The sequence below is a fragment of the Flavobacterium psychraquaticum genome, from assembly GCF_034497725.1.
GTDB classification, from domain to species: domain Bacteria; phylum Bacteroidota; class Bacteroidia; order Flavobacteriales; family Flavobacteriaceae; genus Flavobacterium; species Flavobacterium psychraquaticum.
This window is the reverse complement of record NZ_JAXKVR010000010.1, coordinates 1-7,360: the sequence shown is the minus strand read 5'-3', so window position 1 is coordinate 7,360 and position 7,360 is coordinate 1. Positions and strand designations below refer to the sequence as shown.

The 7,360-nt window shown below is 30.4% G+C and carries 6 protein-coding genes; 5 read left to right on the top strand and 1 reads right to left on the bottom strand.

Going from position 1 to position 7,360, the window contains the following annotated elements; all coding sequences use genetic code 11:
• The coding region (locus T1L09_RS00195; protein WP_322548909.1) for a transposase at positions 1 to 229 on the bottom strand (229 nt) is incomplete at its 3' end.
• Positions 230 to 272: 43 nt separating this feature from the next.
• Here T1L09_RS00195 and T1L09_RS00190 point away from each other — a divergent pair.
• From T1L09_RS00190 to T1L09_RS00170, 5 genes are all read left to right on the top strand, one after another.
• A complete protein-coding gene (locus T1L09_RS00190; protein ID WP_322548934.1) occupies positions 273 to 1,775 on the top strand; it encodes a type I restriction-modification enzyme R subunit C-terminal domain-containing protein in 1,503 nt (500 codons plus the stop codon).
• Positions 1,776 to 1,893: 118 nt separating this feature from the next.
• Positions 1,894 to 2,919: a nucleotidyltransferase family protein gene (locus T1L09_RS00185; protein ID WP_322548933.1), complete on the top strand. Its 1,026-nt coding sequence runs from the start codon at positions 1,894 to 1,896 to the stop codon at positions 2,917 to 2,919.
• A 2-nt stretch (positions 2,920 to 2,921) separates the two neighbouring features.
• Positions 2,922 to 3,857: an STING domain-containing protein gene (locus tag T1L09_RS00180; protein WP_322548932.1), complete on the top strand. Its 936-nt coding sequence runs from the start codon at positions 2,922 to 2,924 to the stop codon at positions 3,855 to 3,857.
• Between the two features lie 495 nt (positions 3,858 to 4,352).
• The gene (locus T1L09_RS00175; protein WP_322548931.1) at positions 4,353 to 5,834 is read left to right on the top strand and encodes a Fic family protein; all 1,482 of its coding nucleotides are present in this window, start codon (positions 4,353 to 4,355) and stop codon (positions 5,832 to 5,834) included.
• Between the two features lie 2 nt (positions 5,835 to 5,836).
• On the top strand, positions 5,837 to 7,171 hold the full coding sequence (locus T1L09_RS00170; protein WP_322548930.1) for a hypothetical protein: 1,335 nt from the start codon (positions 5,837 to 5,839) through the stop codon (positions 7,169 to 7,171).
• The last annotated feature ends 189 nt before the right edge of the window (positions 7,172 to 7,360 follow it).

Here is a 7,360-nt window from a genome sequence, read left to right as displayed (position 1 = left end):
TGGTATCACCTGCTAAACGCTTTTTACCAGCTTCTAAAAACTCTTTGTTCCATTTGTAAAACTGAGATTCATTAATGGAATACTTTCTACACAATTCTGCAACTGACATTTCTGCTCGTAAAGCTTCCATGACAATTTGGATTTTCTGTTCGGAACTAAAGATTCTTCGTGTATTTCTACGAATCTCCTTGATGAAATTCTCTGCTGTTTTTTTATTAGATGTTTTCATACTATTTCAAAGTTAATAATTTTTGAAAACACTCTCTTAGTTTTTGTCTAAATCAGTCCACTTTTTGCTGACGATTTACAATGTTAAAGTAATAACACATGGTGAACCTAAAGCTGAAGAATTTATTCAACGTTTTTGCGACGAAGAAAAAGAAAGACTCCCACAAATAGCCATTTCAGTAGACATGATGGATACAGGAATTGATGCTCCAAGTTGTGTGAATCTTATGTTTTACAAACCAGTCAAGTCCTATGCTAAATTTTGGCAGATGATTGGTAGAGGTTCTCGTTTACGTCCAAACTTATTTGGGGAAGGTCAAGACAAAGAAAACTTCTTAATATTTGATTTGTATGGAAATTTCGATTTCTTCAGAGAAAACCCTAATGGAATAGAAACAGGAACTCAAAAAAGTTTAACCGAAGTTGTTTTTGGATTAAAATTACAATTGGCTTTATACTTAAAAGAAGATAATTTTAAAAACGATTCAGAGCTACAAGATTATAGTGTTCGATTATTAAATGAACTTCATAATTCCATTATTGAATTAAACAAAGACCGTTTCGATGTTAAGATGAAAATAGAAACAGTAATGGATTTTTCAAATAGAGAAGTATGGAATCACTTAGATAAAAAAGAATGCAAAACCATTTTAGATATATTAGCACCATTAGTAAGACCTACAAAAGATGATTCTGATTTAGCTCGTTTTTACGACAAAATAATGTACACATTAATGCTAAAACGCATTGAAACTCCTAATACGGAAGAGTTTTTAGCAACTTTAAATGTGCCTATTACTAAAGTAGCCATAATCTCAAAAAAACTATTAAAGAAAACCACAATACCAGAAATCAAACACAACGAAGAAATAGTTAAACTCCCACTAAACGAAGATTTTTGGAAAAACAATGGATTAAATCATTTAGAAAAAATACGTGTAGGCATTCGTGAATTAGTAAAATACATTGACCCTGTAGATCAAAAATATGTTACAACAAATTTTGAAGATGCAATTCTCGAAAATCAAATTGTAACAACAATTTTCGGAGAAGGAACTCAAGAACCTTATGGCAATCCTTTTGCGAATAACAAATACCGTTTAGAAGAGTTAATTCGAGAAAACAAAAATAACATTACCATCAGTCGAATACAAAATGGAGAATCAATTACAGAAGAAGAATTAAAATCTTTAGAAGCAATTCTATTTTCAAATAAAATCCAAAAAGAACAGGTCGAAAAAGAAATAGGACATCGTTTAGATTTGGTAGCATTTATAGTGAGTCTAATTGGTTTATCTTCAGAAAAAGTAAATGCTTCTTTTGCAAATTTCATTAACAAATACCAATTATCAGCGGTTCAAATACAATTTCTAGATACCATTAAATTATTCCTTACAAACAATGGAAAAATTGATCCAGCAAAACTATACGATTCTCCTTTTAAAAACTATCACAGTCTAGGAATTGATGGTGTTTTTAATGAAGAACAAGCTACTAGTATTTTCAATATAATTGAACAATTCAACAACACACAAACAGGTAATTAGTTTATTCCTAATTGCGGTAATTTAATTTAAATTTATTTTTTATTTATTGTGCACATAAACTACACAGTTCGCTTTGACATTTGTACTGTTAATATTATTAATTCAAAAACAGTAGCTTATGGCAATTCAAAATTACACACAACGTTTAAGAAATCTGCAGACTAGAAAATTCGATTCAGAATTAAATGAATCTTTACTTTCAAAATCTTTCAGTTCACGCGACATCCCTGATAATGTCAAGTATCTTATTGAGTCTATGCGACCTATAGACAAAAAATATAATGAAAAAACGCTGGAAGCAGCTTTACGTGTACAGAAACATTTGGAAAATGGATTCAATTTACATTTTAACAGAGCCTATAAAACTCAAGGTTCAGTTAGAACAGGAACAAATATCAAAGTACATAGTGATTTTGATTTACTAGTTATAATAGATAGGTATCACTATCCTCAAAAGTCAGACCCAAATAATACTTACACTTATTCCGATCCTAATGCGGATATAGTTGAACTAAGAAAGCAATCTGTAAAGATTCTCAAAGAAATATATGATGAAGTTGACGATTCAGGAGAAAAAAGTATTTCCATTTTTAATAAATCTCTAAACAGGAAAGTTGATATTGTGTTTTGCTTTTGGTATCATTCTGAAAAATTCAAAGAAACTCAGGACGAACACTATAAAGGTATTTACCTATTTAAATTTACAACCAAAACCAGAATTCTCGATTATCCATTTGCAACAATCGCTAATGTAAACCACAAAGGTGATTCTACTATTGATGGATCGAGACGTGGCATTAGATTGATAAAAACACTTAAGGCAGATTCAGACTCAAAAATTTATCTATCTAGTTTTCAATTAACAACTATCGTACATTCAATAGAGAATGAACTCGTGAAATATTCCTCGGGTGAAGAATTAAAAATTGCACAAGCTATTTCAAGAGAACTTCAACACTTAATAACTGATAGTGTTTACCGTAAAAGTGTGAAAAGCCCAAATGGTATTGAAAAACCTTTAGAAAAAGATGAAACAGTACCAGAATTACTAAAACTGAAAACTGATTTAGATTCCTTGATAGAAGATTCAGCAAAAGAAATACTGAATAGTAATGTAATTAAACGTGCAATTTTAACATACTAATTATGACTGATCTTAAACCTAAAATTTTTATTGGTTCATCGAAAGCAGGATTGCCTGTTGCTGAAAAAGTGCGTGCTAATTTATCTGGAATTGGTGATTGTTATCTTTGGCAAGATCCAAATATGTGGGAACCAAATAAGAGCACATTCGATAATTTATTAAAGATGGCTTCTTACTTTGATTTTGGAATTTTTGTAGCCACAGCAGATGATTTAACTTTAACAAACAATAAAATTGTAATTGAACCAAGAGATAATGTTATTTTAGAAATGGCACTTTTTCTTGGTGCAATGGGAAAGCATAAATCATTCATGCTTGTAGAAAACGACATTAAACTTCCATCCGACTTTAATGGAATATATATGCCACGATTCAACGCCTCAGATGATGCTTCAATCAAATCGGCTTGTGATGAATATATTGAAAAAATTAACGAACATTATCAACTTGGTCATTTAAGTCTTTACCCAACTACTGCGCTTGCAATTGGGTATTATAAGAACTTTGTGGAAGGTTTAGTAGAAACTGCAAGGAAAGCAACACCACTTATAATTGACGGCGTAACCTATACTGATTTTAAATTAAAGATTGTTCTACCGGACAATTTGAAAGGGAGAATTCGTGAGAAAGCTGCCTTATTTTACAAACGAAATGGTTTTGTCGAAAATGCACTTGAAACCGCGTTCAGAAAACATCCGGCATGGTTTCAACTTGATTCAACTTCAGCACCGATAGCAAAACTTTATGATATGCCTAGTACATTGACAGGTATCGATGATGCAATCGAGTTAATTTTAGAGAAAAGTTACAAAGGTCGAACAAAAATCCAGGAAGTTATCGAACAACGGGAACTAAATAATTTCCGTAGAGTTTTACAAATGCTAATAGATGAAAGTCCTTTTGCCATGGAAACAGTTGAGATAATTGATGAATTTTGACCTATAATATATATGGATGTTTTTTTCTAATGTGTCAAAAGTATTATTTTATTTTACATATATTATTTATAAAATCAAACTATTAACATTCAACACAATAAACCAGTTTTCGCACAATAAACCAATCAGATTTATTATGCAATTGTAACTTTATCAAACGAGGGTAATTTTACATTACTCTAGTATTCACAAAAAAGCATTGTTCACGTTACGTGAACAAACAAAAAAAGGGAACATATAATTGTGAAGCATCAATTATTTTAGTTTATTAATACTGCTCAATTAATCATTATAACATTTTTTTCCATAACTTATACTGGAAATTAATTGACAAAAACTACTTTTTAATGGAAAATTAAGCTCAATTTAATAGTGTTAATTGATTTTAGTGGAAATTAAAATCAATTAACAATGTGTTTATAATGGAAAATTTTTGATTAAAATAATGTTTTAGTGGAAAATAATAAATACATTTGAGAAGAAAAAGCTATTATAATGGAAAATAACATACCAATACATCTTCAGGAAATCATTTTTGCAACAAGTGACAGTAGTTTAAACCGACAATTAAGTAAGCTTGAAAAGGAAGATAAAATAAGAAAAATTGCACCTCGTATTTATACTTCTAATTTCAATGAAACTGCTGAGGTAATAATTAGAAGAAACATCTTTACCATTTTAGGAAAACTATATCCAGGAGCAGTATTAAGCCATCGTTCCGCTTTAGAATTCAAACCTACATCAGCGAATCAAATATTTGTAACCTACACCTATACAAAAAAAATAGAGTTACCAGGCATAACAATTCGTTTCATAGAAGGAATGCCAGCAATAGAAGGAGATAATCCATTTTCAGGAGAATTATTTGTATCGCAACAAGAAAGAGCATTTTTAGAAAATTTGCAATCTTCACGTCAAGTGGGACCAACCTCCAAAACAATTACTTTACCAGAAATTGAAAACAAACTAGAGCAAATTGTACAAGTAAAAGGAGAAGAAGGGCTAAACCAATTCAGAGACAAAGCAAGAGAGACAGCAGAAAAACTAGGAATGCAATCGGAGTTTGAAAAACTAAACAAACTAATAAGTGCTCTGCTAACAACAAAACCTTCCAAAATACTAACTTCACCAATCGCAGTGGCAAGAGCTTTGGGAAATCCGTACGACAAACATCGTTTAGAATTATTTGAAAAACTGTTTGTAGAATTACAGCAACAACCATACAAAGAACGACAAGATGTAAATACAGAAACCAATGCTTTTAGAAACTTTGCTTTCTTTGAAGCTTATTTTTCTAATTATATCGAAGGAACTATTTTTGAAATAGAAGAAGCCAAAAGTATCATTCAAACCGAAACACCAATTGCAAATCGTAACGAAGATTCACACGACATTTTGGGAACATACAAATTAGTAAGCAATCAAAAGGAAATGAGTACAACACCTTCAAATCCTGATGATCTACTAAGCATATTGCAATACAGACATCAAATACTTTTAGCAGCCAGAACTTCTAAAAAACCAGGACAATTTAAAGATAAAAATAACCGAGCAGGCGAAACCCACTTTGTCGACCATACTTTAGTAAGAGGAACTCTAATAAAGGGATTTGACTATTATCAAGCACTACAAGAACCATTTGCAAAAGCAGCATACATCATGTTCATGATTAGTGAAATTCACCCATTTTTAGATGGAAATGGTAGAATTGCAAGAGTAATGATGAATGCCGAATTAGTGAAAGCAAACCAAACAAGAATCATTATACCTACGGTGTATCGCGATGATTATTTGGGAGCATTAAGAAGATTAACACGAAACGACGATTCAGCTGTTTACATTAGAATGCTGCAAAGAGCCCAAGAATTCAGCGAAACATTAGTGGCAAACGATATGGAAGCATTAGAAAATCACTTAACCCAAAGTAATGCCTTCAAAGAACACGACGAAGCAAAATTAAAAATAATTAAAGGATAATAATGAGCGTTCAACAATTCGAAAAAAATAAAATAGCAGCACCATTTTTAGGAGAACCTTTAGTTCATATTGTTGGACAAGATCCTTTAGGTCTTTTAAATACAGGTGGTAAAACTTTTGATTTAGTATTACCAGGATTAAACAATGTAACAGACCGTATTAGATATTATTCTTTTTACTGTTGGTTTTTTCATTCTTATGCCAAATACATCAGTAAACCAAGTAAGAAAGAGCAATTTGATCATTTGCGTAGAGCAGAATTTATACTGTCTTTATTAGCTGCTAAAACAGGAGTTCAAGGTATTGGAGGTATAACCAAAGCTTTAGAGATATACAATACAACACAAAATGAATTTAATTTAACTATTGGAACTGGTGAAGATAAAAAAACTAAAGATGGAACCTATTGGAAAAATCCAAGAGGTATTTTTGGTCAAAATTATGTCAGTTCATTAAAGCAACTAAATTTAATTAGAGAATTTGATGTTGATAGTGAATTCTTTATAAGAACAGAATTTGATATTGAAAATAAAATTTCTGGCTACCAATTAGCAGTTGCTTTTGAAGAAAATATTGGTTTAGAAATAGCATTACTATTTGTAGAGATTATGAAAAGAGGAAGGATAACTCAATCTGAAATGGATAAATTGATTGTTCCTTTCAATATGATTCAAATCCCATCAAATACTACAGAACATAGTTTGATTTGGCATTTGTTAACAGGTAATGACGAGCCAAAACAAGAAAATTCAAATTTATTTAGAAAGAAGACAATTCAACTTTTATTAGAAACAGTAACATTATATGATGATGCTTTTTTTGATTATAGATTAACATTTGATGCGTACCATTCAAAAGGATTAATTGAAGATGAAATAGACGAAACTTTTTCATTATGGTACTTTTATCAGCTAGAACAATTTTGGCACATGTCCTGTACAGGTTCTTTAACTACTTTTCTAAAACTTTTGGAAAATGAAAGTAATGGTAATTGGATTGATGAAGAGTTATTAATAGATAAAATAGCAAGTCAAGTTATTGAATTTTTTAAAAGTGAAAATTACATAAGTAAAGTTCAATCCTTCAAAGAGCTAAAAGTAATTGATTTAGAAGAAGAAGAAATTGTTGATGAAGCTAAAAGAACGAATGATAATATTGAAAAAATAGCTTTTAATATTTTACTAATAAAAAAACTAGTTCATAATAATAAATCAGAAATAGATAGATTGTTACTACTAACAAAGAAATTTGGTTTAAATTCAAACAGTAGTTTTATTTCATCAATAATATCAATCGAAAACAACTGTAAATCGTCAGCAAAAAGTGGACTGATTTAGACAAAAACTAAGAGAGTGTTTTCAAAAATTATTAACTTTGAAATAGTATGAAAACACCTAATAAAAAAACAGCAGAGAATTTCATCAAAGAGATTCGTAGAAATACACGAAGAATCTTTAGTTCCGAACAGAAAATCCAAATTGTCATGGAAGCTTTACGAGCAGAAATGTCAGTTGCAGAATTGTGTA

Excerpts from the sequence above, each read along its gene's own strand:
- T1L09_RS00170 (WP_322548930.1), top strand. The coding sequence starts at position 5,837 with ATGAGCGTTCAACAATTCGAAAAAAATAAAATAGCAGCACCATTTTTA.
- T1L09_RS00185 (WP_322548933.1), top strand. The coding sequence starts at position 1,894 with ATGGCAATTCAAAATTACACACAACGTTTAAGAAATCTGCAGACTAGA.
- T1L09_RS00180 (WP_322548932.1), top strand. The coding sequence starts at position 2,922 with ATGACTGATCTTAAACCTAAAATTTTTATTGGTTCATCGAAAGCAGGA.
- T1L09_RS00175 (WP_322548931.1), top strand. The coding sequence starts at position 4,353 with ATGGAAAATAACATACCAATACATCTTCAGGAAATCATTTTTGCAACA.